At 45.2% G+C, this 15,607-nt stretch carries 10 protein-coding genes; 7 read left to right on the forward strand and 3 right to left on the reverse strand.

The genetic code is table 11. The features are described from left to right. Window positions 1–4 precede the first annotated feature (4 nt). From ACWA2B_RS18965 to ACWA2B_RS18980, 4 genes are all read left to right on the forward strand, one after another. On the forward strand, window positions 5–1,039 hold the full coding sequence (locus tag ACWA2B_RS18965) for a TFIIB-type zinc ribbon-containing protein (RefSeq protein ID WP_342434713.1): 1,035 nt from the start codon (window positions 5–7) through the stop codon (window positions 1,037–1,039). Then, window positions 1,036–1,830 (forward strand): TPM domain-containing protein, encoded by a 795-nt coding sequence (locus tag ACWA2B_RS18970; RefSeq protein WP_342434714.1) that lies wholly within the window; start codon window positions 1,036–1,038, stop codon window positions 1,828–1,830. Before ACWA2B_RS18965 ends, ACWA2B_RS18970 begins: the two co-directional genes overlap by 4 nt. A 44-nt stretch (window positions 1,831–1,874) precedes the next feature. Next, window positions 1,875–2,867: an SPFH domain-containing protein gene (locus tag ACWA2B_RS18975; RefSeq protein ID WP_449292505.1), complete on the forward strand. Its 993-nt coding sequence runs from the start codon at window positions 1,875–1,877 to the stop codon at window positions 2,865–2,867. Between the two features lie 223 nt (window positions 2,868–3,090). Further along, window positions 3,091–6,840 carry an alpha-L-arabinofuranosidase C-terminal domain-containing protein gene (locus ACWA2B_RS18980; RefSeq protein ID WP_449292506.1) on the forward strand — a complete coding sequence of 1,250 codons (3,750 nt, stop codon included), beginning with the start codon at window positions 3,091–3,093 and terminating at the stop codon, window positions 6,838–6,840. Between the two features lie 102 nt (window positions 6,841–6,942). On the opposite strand, the gene ACWA2B_RS18985 is transcribed toward ACWA2B_RS18980, so the two are convergent. Further along, window positions 6,943–8,340 carry a phytase gene (locus tag ACWA2B_RS18985; RefSeq protein WP_449292507.1) on the reverse strand — a complete coding sequence of 466 codons (1,398 nt, stop codon included), beginning with the start codon at window positions 8,338–8,340 and terminating at the stop codon, window positions 6,943–6,945. A 110-nt stretch (window positions 8,341–8,450) separates the two neighbouring features. Continuing rightward, window positions 8,451–9,326: a helix-turn-helix transcriptional regulator gene (locus tag ACWA2B_RS18990; RefSeq protein WP_069010168.1), complete on the reverse strand. Its 876-nt coding sequence runs from the start codon at window positions 9,324–9,326 to the stop codon at window positions 8,451–8,453. Window positions 9,327–9,519: 193 nt separating this feature from the next. Here ACWA2B_RS18990 and ACWA2B_RS18995 point away from each other — a divergent pair, with 193 nt between their 5' ends. From ACWA2B_RS18995 to ACWA2B_RS19005, 3 genes are all read left to right on the forward strand, one after another. Further along, complete coding sequence (locus ACWA2B_RS18995) at window positions 9,520–11,463, forward strand: glycoside hydrolase family 127 protein (protein ID WP_340931172.1); 1,944 nt, start codon at window positions 9,520–9,522, stop codon at window positions 11,461–11,463. 27 nt (window positions 11,464–11,490) lie between these two features. Beyond that, complete coding sequence (locus ACWA2B_RS19000; protein WP_029516920.1) at window positions 11,491–12,861, forward strand: MFS transporter; 1,371 nt, start codon at window positions 11,491–11,493, stop codon at window positions 12,859–12,861. Between the two features lie 275 nt (window positions 12,862–13,136). Further along, window positions 13,137–14,528: an MATE family efflux transporter gene (locus tag ACWA2B_RS19005; protein WP_069010166.1), complete on the forward strand. Its 1,392-nt coding sequence runs from the start codon at window positions 13,137–13,139 to the stop codon at window positions 14,526–14,528. A gap of 88 nt (window positions 14,529–14,616) precedes the next feature. On the opposite strand, the gene ACWA2B_RS19010 is transcribed toward ACWA2B_RS19005, so the two are convergent. Beyond that, window positions 14,617–15,606, reverse strand: a complete 990-nt coding sequence (locus ACWA2B_RS19010; RefSeq protein ID WP_209949920.1) for a zinc-binding dehydrogenase — start codon at window positions 15,604–15,606, stop codon at window positions 14,617–14,619. Between the last annotated feature and the right edge of the window lies 1 nt (window position 15,607).

Consider the following 15,607-nt stretch of genomic DNA (forward strand, 5'->3'; position numbering starts at 1 on the left):
GCAGATGCCGGTTATCGAATACAAATGCCCCAACTGCGGCAGCGGTATGGTCTTTGACAGTGAGACAGGGAGGTTATCCTGTCATAGTTGCGGAAGAGAGGACAATATCGAATCTATTCCTGATCCTCTGATAAATCGTATTTTTTCGGAGGATGAGGCTCATGAGTATCATTGTAATAACTGCGGAGCCGTGATTATGACCGAAGTGGAGACGAGTGCAACGGTGTGCAGCTTTTGTGGTTCTGCCGTGGTTCTCGGGGATCGACTGACTGGGAAGCTGGCTCCAGCGCAGGTTATTCCTTTTTCAATCAGTAAGGAAGAAGCCATAGCTGCTTTCAAAAAATGGTGCAAGAATGGCCGTCTGACGCCGAATCGGTTCATGATAGCAGACCGAATCAAGGGAATAACCGGGATGTATGTGCCTTTCTGGTTATATGAATTACATAATAAAATTGAGGTTCAAGGTGAAGGTACCCAAGTTCGAACCTATACGAGTGGAGACTACGAATATACGGAAACGAAGCATTTTGATGTATATCGGAAAATCCGTTTGAATTATGTAAAGGTTCCGATTGATGCTGCGGAGAAAATGAACGACGAGTTGATGGATAAATTGGAGCCATTTCCATACGATCAGCTAAAACCCTTTAAAACGCCATATCTAGCAGGTTATATTGCGGAGAAGTACAGTTATAACGAAGAAGAGCTTTTCCCGCGAGTTAAAGAAAAAGTGAAGGAATATATTGATGCTTATATTCATTCTACGGTGTCAGTGTATACGGCCGTGAGTTATACGGAAAAGCAAGTTGATACTACATTAAAACAAGCGGATTATGTCCTGCTCCCGGTGTGGGTCATACACTATGACTATAATCAATTGGAGCATACGTTTGCTATGAACGGACAGACGGGCAAGGTAGTCGGTAAGCCTCCGATTAGCAAGTTCAAAGTGACGGCTTGGTTTGCAGGCATTTTCGGCATTACTCTCTTCTCATTAAGGTTAATTACTTGGTTGATGATGGGAGGGGAATTCTATTGAAAAAGCATAGAGCCATTGTAGCCGTTTTGTTATTCTTTGCTGTTTTTCTGGCGGTTCCTATGGAAATGAAGGGCGAACCAGCTACGACAGAAATGAAGCCATTGATTTATGATGAAGCGGGTTTGCTCAATCAGGAAGAGTATGATGTGTTGAACGCTATGGCTAATCAATACGGAGCGGAAAGAGAAACGGACATTATTATTTATACTACCCTTAATCCCGACAATATGGATGTTATGAAGATGACGCAGGACTTTTATGATGACCATGGTCCGGGGTATGACAGAGCTCATGGGAACGCGGTTATTTTAACGATGGATATGAGAAATAGAGAGGTGTACTTGGCCGGATTTTATAAGGCAGAACGGTATCTGGATGATGACAGGCTTACTAAAATACGCCATGAGATTAGCCCGGATCTGACGAACGGCAACTATGGGCTGGCATTTCAAAAGTATATTCTAGGCGCGCACAAATATTTGGCGATCCGTCCAGGGGTGAACCCAGACAGTATATTTTTTAAAGGCTGGCTTCATTTGGCGGTTGCACTGGGATTGGCAGCGATGATCGTGGGTAAAATGGTTTCCAATTCTGGCGGTCGGGTTACGGTAAATCGGCAAACCTACGAGGATGCGAACGCCTCAGGAGTTCTGGAGCATCGAGATCAGTATCTTCACACAACGACAACAAGACGGAAGATTGAAAAGAGCAGCAGTAGCAGCAGCTCAGGCGGTGGTGGCGGAACTACCAGCGGCGGTCATTCGCATAGCGGCAGCAGAGGATCATTTTAACTGAGGATTTTGCAAAAATCCTAAACGGAAAGGATGGATACAGTATGGGATTCTTCAGAAATCAATTTGCAAATGTTGTAGAGTGGGAAGAATTTAGAGATGATATGATTTTCTGGAAGTGGAGTAATCGTGAAATTAAAAAAGGAAGTAAGTTAATTATCCGCTCCGGTCAAGATGCGATTTTTGTAAATAACGGCAAAATAGAGGGTATTTTTGAGAATGAAGGGTCATACAACATGGACTCTGACATTATTCCATTTCTATCCACCTTAAAAGGGTTTAAACTTGGTTTTAACAGTGGCATGAGGGTAGAGGTCTTATTCGTTAATACGAAGGAGTTTACTGTCAAATGGGGGACGCAGAATCCAGTGCTGATCCCGACTCCCCAGCTGCCAGGCGGGATGCCGATCCGTGCCAATGGCACATTTAATTTTAAAGTGAACGATTATGTTACGCTCATCGATAAGATTGCCGGAGTGAAGGACAGTTATCTCGTTGAGGATGTTAAAATACGCATTACTTCAGTATTGGATCAGTTATTGATGAAGTGGATCAGCAGAGAAGGAAAGGACATATTCAATCTGCAGGCGAATGCTTCTGACATTTCAAAAGGTATTCAAGAAGATCTGGATATGCAAGTGATGGACAACGGTATGACGATTACTGGCTTTCATGTGATGAGCTTCAATTATCCTCAAGAAATCCAAGATATGATTACGAAGACAGCCTCTCATGAAATGATCGGTAATCTGCAAAAGTACCAACAAGTGACGATGACGGACGGGATTGCATCGGGTAATGTAAAAGGCGGCGGTGCAGCTTCGGATATGGCGAGTATGATGATGGGGATGAATATAGCAAATGAAATGATGAAAAATTTGAACCCGAACCCAAAGCCTTCGGCTGAGACTCAGCCTACACCTGCTGGTCCCCCTTCATCTGGAGACGGGAATAAGCCCAATTTTTGTCCGAATTGCGGTACAAAAAACGAAGGAGCTAACTTCTGTCCGAATTGTGGACAAAAACTGAACGGATAACATAGCTACGGTCAAGCTTCTTTATAAGCATAAGGGCAGTTATCGCAGAGTATCTTCTGTGATGGCTGCCTTTTTATGTAGCTCGTTTAAGGAATTTCTTCATAAATCCGATTTATTGGATTGAAAAGGGTACTCAGGATAAGGTACTATAGCTGTATGGTATATATTTATATTAACTAATTAGTTATTACATTAATAAACTATAGGTATAGGAGCAACGAAGATGACCAAATTCCAAGATCAAATCATTGCGCGTTACAAGTTTGATGATGCAGAGAACGTCGGCAAAGATAGCTCAGGGCAAGGTAACGATGGGGTTGCTTCAGGCACAGTAACACCCACAATTTCCCATGCTACCGGTAGAGCGGCATTGACGCTTGAGGGAGGCCCCAACGGTACCTCGTATATCCAGCTTCCTTCCGATCTATTCAAAGATGTAAGCGATAACACCGGTGTGACAGTTACTGCTTGGGTCAACTTCGGCAGATTCACAGATATGTGGGAACGTGTTTTTGACTTTGGTAAAGCCCATACAGGACCCTATATGTTCATGACACGGAACCTGCGCGGAACTCTTTTCAATGAGGTAGATTTGTCCGTAGACCCGGGAAGAGGCTTTGTCAGGGATGAGTGGATGCATATAGCTCTGTCCGTAATCGGTACAGAAGGCGGCACATTAAGCAGTGCGGGTCCGGTGGTATATGTCAATGGTGAGGTGGTAGCGGACGGTTCCATCAGTCAAACTTCCAGCGGTAACTATGCCAAGCTGCGTAAATGGTTCGAAACGTTTACAGACTCGTCCAACTACAGCAACAATTTTATTGGTCGCTCTCAGCATGCGGCGGATGTAGACTTTGCCGGCTCCGTTTCAGACTTTCGAATTTATAAAGCAGGCTTGTCGGCAGATGAAGTCATTGAGGTCATGTGCGATTCGTTGACAGATGAAGAGATCGTGAAGCTTGCCAGAGATAAATATTTGTCCTTTCCGACGACGATTGTGACCAAGGACTTATCTCTGCCAACCGTTCTGATGGGTGGAAGAGTAGAAGTGACCTGGAAATCCAGCCAACCTGGTATACTCTCTGACAATGGTCAGGTGCAGGCGATTACCTCCGCACAAGGGGTTACCGTCACAGCTTTATTGACGAAGGGCCTAAGCCAGATTGAAGAAAGCTTTGAAGTATCCGTTCTTCCTGAACAGCTGCCTCCGTACACGCTGACCATTCATGGAAATAAGGAAGTGCTGGATGTCAGCGAAGTGATGTACGGCTTGTTCTATGAAGATATCAATAACGCAGCAGATGGCGGGATATATGCGGAACTCGTTCAGAATCGCTCTTTTGAATCTTTCGAGTTTGATACGTATTCCCATGCTTCCGGTGAATGCGGCTGTTCTACAGGACGGAACCGCAACCCGTTGTTCGCTTGGTCTGGTGATACGGACAAGATGACTCCACAACATAGCGGTGGATTAAATGAGTTTTTAGGCGCAAAAGACAAAGAAGTGAACTCTTATTATGTGACGGTAGCGGATGGTGCAACGATTCGGAACAAGGGTTTTTCCGACTCTAACCAGAATTGTGCCATGTCCATCCAAGAGGGTGCCAAGTATGAGTTTACCATCTGGGCGAAGGCCGATTCAGCGGGCACAATCACATTGCAACTGCAAGACTCGAATGAAAAGGCCATTAGTGATTCAATTACGATACAGGTGGAAGGCGGCAACACGTGGAAGAAGTACGGCATCGATTCCAGGCTTGTGCTGATAGGCTCAGCTACGGTTCTTGGACAGCTGGCGCTTACATTTGAAGGGGACATTTCGGTTGATATGGTCTCCTTATTCCCACAAGATGTATGGGGTGCAGGAGAGGAAGAGCAATCTTCATCGGCACACGCCAACTATCAGGGTAATCCTAACTACCGATTGAGAAAAGATCTGGTGAACGCGCTGGTCGGCATGCATCCGAAGTTTTTGCGTTTTCCGGGTGGTTGCATTTCCGAGGGTTCGTTTATATGGGAAAACGTATACGATTGGAAGGAATCGATTGGGGATATCGAGCTGCGCAAGGAAAACTTTAATGTATGGGGCTATATGATGACCATGGGACTTGGTTATATGGAATATTTCCAGTTGGCAGAAGACCTGAATGCAGCTCCGCTTCCGGTTATGGCCTGCGGCGTGCTCTGCCAAGCCCGTTCCGATTACGCTCATCCGGCTGGAGGCGCATTAAGAGAATACTATATTAAGAACTTTACGGATCTGATCGACTTTGCGATTAGTGTGGATTTTGAACATAATGAATGGGCTGCTATGCGTAAAAAAATGGGCCATGAAGCTCCATTCGATCTGCGTTATTTGGGTGTGGGTAACGAGAACTGGGGCACAGAGTTCTTTGCCAACTTTGAAGTGTTCAAAACGTCGATTGATGAATATATGGAGAAAAACTATCCGGGTCATGAGCTGCATATCATCTCCACAGTTGGCGCTCAAGCAGACGACGATGCATATCAGCAGGGCTGGAAGTTCTTAAGCGGTAATATGACCGGTTCGGCTAAGGTTGCTTTTGCAGATGGTAACCAGGTGACGGAAGAAACGGTAACCTGGTATGAGAAGCAAAAGGACTATATGGACACCATTGCAGACGAGCACTACTATCGTTCTAACGAATATCTGCTGAATAACGCGGACCGCTATAACTACTACTACAGAGCTTACAACGGGGACGGCAGTATTAACTGGAACGCGACATCAAAGGTTTTTGTCGGGGAGTACGCCTCAACGGATAAAAATACATTGGCAGGCGCTGTAGCAGAGGCTGCGGTGATGACGGGCTTCGAAAATAATGCCGATGTCGTTCGGTTGGCTGCCTATGCGCCGTTGTTTAACAAAGTCCTGACAGATGGAACCTACAGATGGACGCCAGACTGCATCTGGTTCGATGACGAAACGGTGTGGTTTACGCCGAACTACTATGTACAGCAAATGTATGCTAAATATTTGGGCAATAAAGTATTGAGCACTTCTTTCTCTACTTACAAACATGGCAAGCCAACGGATCTCATTCCTCAGGGTGGCATTGAAATCGCGACAGGCAATGCCGACGTTATGATTAAGCGTGTCACCGTTACCTCTAACCAGGACGGCAGTGTGCTGCTGGATCAAGATTTCGCCCAGGAATTAAATTCGGCCTGGCAGGTCATTCCTGGTTCCGTGGGCTACACAGTGGAGGAAGGCAAGGGGCTTGTGCTCAAAGCTCAGGATAGCGGTCTGAATGGTCTGTACATCTTGAACGACAGCTGGAGCAATTACAAGGTAGAGGTGATCGCTTCCCGCATTTCCGGCACGGACGGTTTTTATGTGGGTGCGGGTCTCACGGATATTTCTGCGGAGAAAAAGGACGTTGTCGAATACGCGATCGGCTATGGCGGCAAGGCTACCGGCGTGAAGGTTTACAAGCAAGGCATAGAAGGCTACACATTGGGTGACTACTCTTCCAGTACAGCCGCAGGTAACTTGAGAGCGGCCAGCTATGAAGAGTTGGCCGACAACACGGACTACACCATAACAGTGAACTATGGCGGTGAAACAGGCAGCAACCTGATTTGCTCATATACCGACGGCGTGACAAACAGTAAAGTGCTGGATTATAAGCTGGAGGCTTACAACAGAGACGTGTTCAACTCAGTAACCCAAGATGCTGAGCATGTATATGTGAAGCTGGTGAACGCCGACAACGTGGATAAGGCAACACAGCTGAATCTACAAGATTTGAGTGTTGAGTCCATTGCTAAGCTGATTACACTAACCGGGGATTCCTCGCTTGTTCATGTACCTAACGTGAACAAGAAGAATGATGAGAAGATAGTGTCTACCGAACAGCAGATCACGCTTCATACGGATTCTGTCCTCTTAGACTTACCAGCCAACTCGGTAAATGTGCTGGTGCTGGATCTTAAACCTTTTTCCGCTTAAAAACAAAAAGGGGTGTCCCAAGCAGCCGTTTTATGGCTTTTAGGACACCCCTTTTTTCTATGAATAGAGTCGGAATGTTGAGTCAATTTCCCCTGGCAGGCATTACTGCGTGCTTCTGTTTACCAATTCACGCGGGTTGATGCCATCGTCTATCGTTAGCGGGGTAGGGGCTCCCGTAGCGATTCGCTCCCAAGGCACCATTTTAAAGTTCTGATTTAACTTTTTGCCGTTTTGAAGATTTTCGTCATCTTGTGCAACGAAGATACCATGAGGAAAATTCTTGCCTAATCCGTAGCCAAGAACATCAATACCGTCTGTGACAGACGTACCGTCAACGGTAGGGCTCGCGCTGATCGTAAAGTTGCTTATATATGCATTGTCGCCTTGTCGTTCATAGATCGCATAGCTACTGTTTCCTTGACTGGAGGCCATGAGATATCCCTTGCCATCTTTACCGTAATACAATGTAAGTCCCTCTATGTCATCGTGAAGTCTGCGCCCATCTGCAATATCCACACGTCGCAGTGGCTCGGAAGAACCGTCTGGCTCGGCACTATACTTCCAAATGGCGTGATCCTCTTCAGCGATGTAGATCGTACCATATTCATCATCAGCAACCATGCCTTCGGATTGCGTAGCCAGCTTGAACTGGCGGACAAGCTTACCTGCAATTTTGCCGCTTCCGTCATCAGTCAGCTCATATTGTTCAAATTCACCCTCTTTGCCCAATACGAGCGCGTAAAATTTATCTGTCTTGAGGCTATGGTATAGGCTGAATCCGTATACTTCTTTCATAGATGCTTTAATGGGTTTGCCAACCACGTTGGTCAGCTTTCCTGAAGCACCATCAATGGCAAAGATATCGATCGTGTTGTTGGTTCGATTGGTTGCGCCTGCGATATCGATTTTTTTGCCGCCCAAGGTGAAACCGTAACGAAGATCCACGTTGTTCATTTTTCCAACCTTCATGTTTTGCAGTTGCTTGCCTTCCAGATCATAGACTAAAATCCCGCCGCCTTTATTAGTTGCTAAAATTCTACTTTTTTCTGGATCGACCGGGTTGAGCCAGATGGCAGGGTCGTCGGCTGCGTCTTCTCCATCCTCTACAGCTTCTGTTTCGGCAGAGGGAATCACTTTATAGGTGGGAACTGCGTCCTTAGGATCTGCATATTTGTTGTTCTCTGCTTCAAGCGCTGTAAGAAGTTTTGTAGGAAGATATACAGTTCCATTCATCATCTTAATTTCCTGGTCCGCTTTTCCGGTTAGTCCAGCTAGACGATATTCCTTCTCACCAACTGTAAAGGTTCCGACAATGCCATTTTTCAGTTTGACCAAAACAGACTGGTCATCACTATCCCATGTAATGGTCGCCCCCATTTTATCTGCCTGTGTTCGTAGTGGTGCATACCCGGACGGCTGAATGTTTGCCGCATGGGTCAGTTCTGGTGATATCAGAACCCCCGTTAACATGGCTAATAATGCGAGTTTAGTTGACTTCATATGTATGCCCCTTTTCTGAAGTGCAAATGATATAACCGACTCAGTATAAAGCGAGAATATCAAAAGAAAACAATGAAAATGTAAAGGGAATATAAAGATGATGTAAGCAATCAGTGAACTGGTTTCCAGTATTGCTGTCTGTAATTCTTCGGAGACATTCCGAATTTTTCTTTAAAGCATTTGGAGAAATAGCTTGCTTGGGAGAAACCCGTTTCCTCGGTAATTTGTTGGACAGACCAGTCGGTTTGTAGCAAAAGACTACGCCCTTGATCCAGTCGATAATCCATTAAATATTCAAGCGGTGTGCGCTGGAAGGCGACCTTCATACATCTAGCGAGATAGTTCTGATGTACGTGAAAATGGGTCTCCAAATCTTTATTGGTGATTGTATTTTTGTAATTCTGTTTTAGGTATATTTCGATCTGTTCCGCCAACTTAGAGGAGCTGTCTTTATTATTCTGATCATACTCCAAACTCTGAAAAACATTCACAAACGTCTGTTGGGCCTCCCAGAGTGCCAGTTTTCTAGGTTTTAAAGTAGAGGCTAGTAAATAGTCTAATTTCGAAAATAGCTCATGTGGATTCACCACTTTTTGAATTTTAGGCAAATGAATGGTCGTATGTTCTGAATGAAAATGCAGCTCGGGAATGGGAGTGCTGGGTATAATAGGATTGGACGAGGATTGTGCGCACCACATGCTATTGGTTTGAAAATGGAACCAGTAAAAGGAGGTTTGTTCTGTACATGCCTCAATGGGAAAATGATGTTTATCCGGTTCAAGAATGAGAGCGTAATTTTCAGTTACCTTCCACACTTCGTCCTCTTCACCAATGTGCAGCAATCCTTCTTTAATGATTATTACGTCAAAATAACCCAGATTATACCTATTCGGGTGCCAATCCCCTTTTTGATATGTAGTAAAATTCCCCTCAATGAAATAAGGCAGTGGAGGAACAAGGAATGATAGAAAGTCTGTTTTGCTCATGGAAGCCAGCTCCTTTGTGTGTGAAATCGTATAAGTTTTAGTTAAAGATCGCGATTTTTTTTATAAATTCAGGTTGATAAAATAAGGACTGTAGCAAGGGGAACTCAGGTTAGCTTGTACGATATTATCAATACTTTATCCTTATTTTTCAAAAAATGAAAGCGTTCTATTTACAGGAAGGGATGTTTATCCAATGAAAACGGCAAAGCCAGTTAAGCATGTCATCGTTGACGATTTATTTTGGAAAAAGTATAAGCAGGTTGTGGCGGAAGAGGTTATTCCTTATCAGTGGAAAGCATTAAATGATGAATTACCAGATACAGAACCCAGTCATGCGATTGAAAACTTTAGGATTGCAGCCGGGGAATCCAGTGGGGAGTATTATGGAACTGTTTTTCAGGACAGTGATATTGCCAAGTGGCTGGAGACGGTTGCCTTTAGCTTAAGGGATCATCCGAATCCTGCGCTTGAAGAGCGGGCTGATGAAGTGATTGAATTGTTGGGCAGAGCTCAAGCTGAGGATGGGTATCTGAATACGTACTATCTGCTTAAGGAACCCAATAATCGCTGGACGAACCTAAGAGACAATCATGAGCTGTATTGTGCAGGGCATTTTATAGAAGCGGCTGTTGCTTATTATGAAACGACGGGCAAAACGAAGTTTCTTCACATTATGGAGAAATACGTAGACCTGATTCAGCAGGTTTTTGGTACGGAAGAAGGGAAACGGAAAGGCTACCCGGGACATGAAGAAATTGAGTTGGCCTTGATCAAATTATACGACGTAACTGCAAAGGATCAATATCTCAAATTAGCGCAATATTTTATTGAACAGCGGGGACAGCATCCTATTTACTTTGCAGAGGAACAAGAACAGAGAAAACATATTCAAACAGAGCCCACCTGGAATGATGAGAACAACATTAATTTTGGTTTAGGCTTCGAATACCAGCAAGCACACCAACCTGTGCGGGAACAAAAAGAGGCAGTCGGCCATGCAGTAAGAGCGGTGTACCTGTATATTGCGATGGCGGACTTGGCCGCGAAAACAGGGGATGCTTCCCTGTTACAAGCCTGTGAAACGCTGTGGGATGATGTCACGAATCACAAAATGTACATCACCGCAGGGATCGGTTCTACTGTAAACGCGGAAGCGTTCACTTGCCATCACGATCTTCCTAATGACAGCATGTACTGTGAGACTTGCGCCTCTGTAGGGCTGGCCTTTTGGGCCAATCGTATGTTGCGCTTAGCGCCGAACCGGAAATATGCCGATGTGCTGGAGCGTGCGCTATACAACGGGACGATTAGTGGGATGGACCTGGACGGGAAACGATTTTTCTACGTGAATCCGTTGGAGGTTAATCCCTTTCAAAAATCCAGAAAAGATCAAGAGCATGTAAAAACAGAACGGCAAAAATGGTTTTTCTGCGCCTGCTGTCCGCCCAATTTGGCACGAATGATTGCATCGGTTGAGGACAATATGTACACCCAAACGGACGATACGTTGTATACGCATCTGTACATTGCCAGCAAGGTGAACATGACTTTATCTGGTCATGAGGTTGAAATTACACAAACTCATCATTATCCATGGGATGCGGATCTAACCTTTTCGATCCATGTAACAGAGCCAACTCCCTTTAAATGGGCACTGCGAATTCCAGGGTGGTGCAAGCAGGCAGAGGTAAAGGTGAATGGGGAAACCATATCATTAGATCGTCTGGAAAAAGGCTATATCGAGATTCAGCGTACTTGGAAGGACGGAGATGTGGTAACTCTGCATTTGGCTATGCCAGTTGAGCGCATTCGGAGCAATCCGCTGGTCTCCATGAACCAGCAGCAAATTGCTCTCCAACGCGGACCAGTCGTGTTTTGCCTGGAAGAAGTGGATAATGGAGCGAATTTGGCAGGATTAAGATTGACGAAGGATAGTCTTATTACGGAAGAGTTCAGCGGAAACCTGCTGGGTGGCATTGTAAAGCTGACCATAGAGGGACACCGGGTAAAAAATTCGAATGCATTATACAGCTCGGAGCCCCCTGAATTTGTTCCTCAACAAATTACCGCCATTCCTTACTACGCCTGGTGCAATCGGGCTAAAGGGGAAATGCGTGTATGGGTTTATGAATCATAATTCATTCGCATGGGGAGAGGAAAGATCATGAGTACGAGAATTGTGAGTACAGAACCACCGGAAAAGGCAACCAGTACCGTTCCTTTTCATCGTAAAATCAGCTATTCATTAACGGATACGGCCGGCAATCTATTGTACTGTGTCATTTCCAGTTATCTATTATATTTTTATACAGATGTATTCGGTCTTTCTATCGGGATTGCCGGGACATTACTATTTATCACCCGTTTTATTGATGCTATTGATGCCCCGATTTGGGGCATCCTGATTGATCGAACGAAGTCAAAATACGGCCAGAGCAGACCCTATTTTCTATGGTTAGCAATTCCGTTCGCTGTGTTCATGGTCCTTACGTTTACGACGCCCAATTGGAGTGAGTCGGGCAAAATTGCATATGCCGCCATTACGTATATCATAGCCGGCATCCTGTACACAGGAATTAGTACGCCGATTACGTCTATTCTGCCTAACCTGAGCACCAATTCTAATGAACGCGTTGTCTTGAACTCCTTCCGCATGGTCGGGGGGAATGTGGGCTTCTTCATCGCCACGACGTTTACGTTACCTTTGGTTGCTTTCTTTGGACAAGGGAATGATCAAAAAGGATTTTCCTTAACGCTCGTTTTATTTGGAATCATGGCGATTATTATGTTTTTCATAGCGTTTGCCGATTTGCGAGAAAATGCAGCAGTGAAAACGAAATCCGTTCCCATTGCCAAAAGCTTCACAGCCATCAAACGAAACTGGCCCTGGATGCTCGTTGTAGCTGCCAACTTGTGTTACTGGATCGGTTTGAATATTCGTTCAGCAACGCTCATCTTTTATCTGCAATACAATCTGGACAGTAAGGACTTAGTACCTTTAATCAATGGACTGACCTCCTTACAGTTGATCTCGATGGTTCTGATTCCGTTTTTTGCCAGAAAATTAAGTAAAAATGCGATTATGATTATCGGATTGATATTAGCTGCGCTGGGTCAAGTCGTGATTTTAATGGGAAGTACAGACTTAACTCTCATTATTATCGGCTGGATTATTGGTGCGTTAGGATCAGGCTTTGCATGTTCTATGCCGTTTGCGATGTTGTCAGATACAGTCGATTATGGGGAATGGAAAAATGGTATTCGGGCAAGTGGCTTCCTGACCTCTATTGGAAGCGCATTCTGTATTAAAGCGGGTAGCGGAATTGGCGGATTATTGCCAGCATGGATTATGGGCAGCACCGGTTACATCGCTGGGCAAGTTCAAACCCCTACGGCGTTGTCTGGCATTCAGTTCAGCTTTATCTGGCTGCCATTTATCATCTTCTTGATCGGGATCATTCCTATGTTTTTTTATAAAAAATTCGAAAAGAATGAAGCTTCTATTCAACAAGATTTGATTGCGAGAAGATCATAGACATTCTTTTAACAAGGTTTTAATGACATATTAAGGCATTATAATACTGCTGCAAAACCTGTTCACTGAGCTGAGCAGGTTTTTCTGTTATTTTCTATTCAAATGTGAGCAAGACCATTGACAGGATTTTCTTTTGGAGCAATACTTCTATGTAGAGAAAAGTGTACAGAATCAAGAACTAGACACATCTAGCCTTGCAACTTTATACATTTTTTCGCCATGAAGGCTCTTCTGTTGAAGGGTTTTTTTCAATTTGAGAAAAAGAATGTGATGATATGAGTCAACTGAGTGTAAGGATGAGAACACATGGCTTTCTGAATAAGCATTTTTCAGGAGAGTCTATTGATTATCGACAGATGATTGCGCTGTTTATCCCGCTGCTGATTGATCAGGCTTTTATCGTGGGTCTTAATTTGGTGAACACGGCCATGATTAGCTCGTCGGGGATGGCGGCAGTCAGTGCCGTAAATATGATTGATTCTTTGAATATTTTTCTGATTAATGTGTTTGTCGCAGTGTCTACCGGGGGAACGGTTGTCGTGGCACAGTATAAGGGGAGCGGTAACGACCTCATGGTTTCTAAAGCCGCATCCGGTACCATTTCCTCCGTTTCCTTGCTGGCCTTATGTATCAGTTTGTTTATGATCGTGTTGTACAATCCGATTTTGAGTGTTCTGTTTGGTTCCGCCTCGCCTGATGTATTAGCTAACGGTAAGGTATATCTACTGGGAAGTTGTATGTCTTTTGTGGGGATTGCAATCGTTGAGGCGGTGTGTGGAGCGCTGAGGGGGATCGGGAAGACGAGGGCATCGCTGGCTCTTTCTCTCATCATGAACCTCTCGTACGTGCTCCTCAATGTGGTATTCATTAATGTATTGGATATGGGTGTGCTGGGCATGACGATTGCCGTCAATGTGTCCAGATATGCAGGAGCAGTGTGCGCGCTGATCTATTTGGTCAGGGTAGATGATGACTTGCGTGTTCAGCTTAGAGATATGCTTTACTTTAATCTGGCCATGCTTAAAAAGATTTTGTTTATCGGGCTTCCCTTTGCAGCGGAGCAGATGTTTTTTAATGGGGGGAAAATTTTAACCCAAATTTTCATTGTGAGTCTGGGAACCAATGCGTTGGCGACGAATGCCATTTGCTCATCCCTAGCTAACGTGTTCCAAATCCCTGCGAATGCTTTGGCTCTTACGATTGTAACCGTGGTCGGTCAATGCATGGGACGTCGAAATGTCGAGGATGCCCGCAAGTTTACCAAATCGTTTATTTGGCTGTCGTCTTGTTCGTTTATTGTAATGGGATTAATCCTGATGCCTTTGTTTGAGCCGATGGTGGGGCTGTTTCATCCGCCTGCCGAAATCGTAGATGACATATTTGTTGTCATACTGATTAATACGTTGGCCCAGATTCCGCTCTGGTCCATTGCCTTTATCACACCCTCTGCACTAAGGGCAGCAGGTGATTCAAAATTTACGTCCCTCACCTCAATGCTGTCCATGTGGTTGTGTCGGGTGGTGCTCGGGTATATTTTGGGCATTGTGTTCAACTTGGGGATTGTTGGTGTCTGGTTGGCTATGGATATTGAATGGGGCGTGCGGGGACTCGTTTTCCTTTGGCGCTTCCGGGGCAACAAATGGGTCCAGCATCGTTTGATCGACTAAATAGGTCCACTACCATAAAATTGACTTCTGGATGAAGGCATTTTACGGTAGTGGATTTTTTTCCATTCCTATACTTCGTTCAGACTCCTTACTCTATCCTGATTCCTATATTGCCTAACTGCGCTCCCTGCTGCATACGGTGGAAGGCTTTTGCTGTGTCTTGTAGAGGAAATACGCTATCTATAATCGGATGGAGTGCATGGCGCTCCATGAACTGAAGCATAGCTGCGAATTCCTCGCCACTGCCCATAGAGGTGCCGATGATACTGATTTGAGGAAAAAATATAGACCGCAGTGGAATCTCTACTTGATCTCCTGAGCTTGCGCCAAATGTAACAATCCGACCGTTTGGCTTGAGGACATCCAAATATTTATCGAACGTAGCAGGACCGATACTGTCAAGGACCAGATCTACGGTGTCTCCGTTCATATTTTCTTTCCATCCGCTATGGCTGTCGAATGCATGATTAGCGCCATGGGCGAGGGCAGCCTGCCTCTTTGCTTCGCTGCGTGATGTGACGCTGACCCGTGCACCTGCCGCTAAAGCCATAAGCATGGCATACGTGGCTACACCACCGCCAATACCGGGAATGAGGACGTGCTCACCCTCCTGCAATTGGCCTCTTGTGAAGAGCGCGCGGTAAGCGGTCAAAGCAGACAAAGGCAGTACCCCTGCTTCTTCCCATGAAAGGTATGCTGGCTTGCTGACGGCATTTTGGACGGGGATGATAACCGATTCAGCGAATGTCCCGTCCGAAGGTCCGCCCAGAATGGCTGGAACTAAGGGAACATGATGCGTATTCTCCCATCCGATACATGGATTGATCATTACATCGGTGCCTACCAGCGAGGTTGGGACGCCAGCACCCACAGCCTCGATCACACCTGCTCCATCGGATCCGAGAATGAGTGGAGCATCGTTGGCAGCTCGATCTGCCATGAGGAATAAGTCCCGATGGTTCAAGCCTGCGGCTTTGAGTTTTACCCTCACCTCATCGTTCCCTGGCTGTCTGTCCGTAACGTCTGTATACATCAGACCCTCAGGGCCGTTTTTGCTGGCATGTATCACGGCTTTCATT

It is taken from the genome of Paenibacillus sp. CMM36, from assembly GCF_053570945.1.

Bases quoted from the DNA above. Each gene is read 5' to 3' on its own strand.
- ACWA2B_RS19005 (WP_069010166.1), top strand. From the start codon at position 13,137: ATGAGTCAACTGAGTGTAAGGATGAGAACACATGGCTTTCTGAATAAG.
- ACWA2B_RS18990 (WP_069010168.1), bottom strand. From the start codon at position 9,326: ATGAGCAAAACAGACTTTCTATCATTCCTTGTTCCTCCACTGCCTTAT.
- ACWA2B_RS18980 (WP_449292506.1), top strand. From the start codon at position 3,091: ATGACCAAATTCCAAGATCAAATCATTGCGCGTTACAAGTTTGATGAT.
- ACWA2B_RS18965 (WP_342434713.1), top strand. From the start codon at position 5: ATGCCGGTTATCGAATACAAATGCCCCAACTGCGGCAGCGGTATGGTC.
- ACWA2B_RS19000 (WP_029516920.1), top strand. From the start codon at position 11,491: ATGAGTACGAGAATTGTGAGTACAGAACCACCGGAAAAGGCAACCAGT.
- ACWA2B_RS18985 (WP_449292507.1), bottom strand. From the start codon at position 8,340: ATGAAGTCAACTAAACTCGCATTATTAGCCATGTTAACGGGGGTTCTG.
- ACWA2B_RS18995 (WP_340931172.1), top strand. From the start codon at position 9,520: ATGAAAACGGCAAAGCCAGTTAAGCATGTCATCGTTGACGATTTATTT.
- ACWA2B_RS19010 (WP_209949920.1), bottom strand. From the start codon at position 15,606: ATGAAAGCCGTGATACATGCCAGCAAAAACGGCCCTGAGGGTCTGATG.
- ACWA2B_RS18975 (WP_449292505.1), top strand. From the start codon at position 1,875: ATGGGATTCTTCAGAAATCAATTTGCAAATGTTGTAGAGTGGGAAGAA.